General features: G+C 57.3%; 1 rRNA gene. It reads right to left on the minus strand.

The window, feature by feature from the left end:
• Window positions 1-255, minus strand: a 23S ribosomal RNA gene (locus MRBLMD1_RS10550); the annotation flags it as partial.

Consider the following 255-nt stretch of genomic DNA (forward strand, 5'->3'; position numbering starts at 1 on the left):
TTCCAGCACCGGGCAGGAGTCAGTCCGTATACATCGTCTTGCGACTTCGCACGGACCTGTGTTTTTAGTAAACAGTCGCTTCCCCCTGGTCTCTGCGGCCCCGATCCCCTCCCGGACGCGAAGTCCGATCAAGGTTGGGGCCCCCCTTCTCCCGAAGTTACGGGGGCATTTTGCCGAGTTCCTTAACCATAATTCTCTCGATCGCCTTAGTATTCTCTACCTGATCACCTGTGTCGGTTTGGGGTACGGGCGGCT

It is taken from the genome of Pseudarthrobacter sp. LMD1-1-1.1 (assembly GCF_040676255.1).
Classification (GTDB): Bacteria; Actinomycetota; Actinomycetes; order Actinomycetales; family Micrococcaceae; genus Arthrobacter.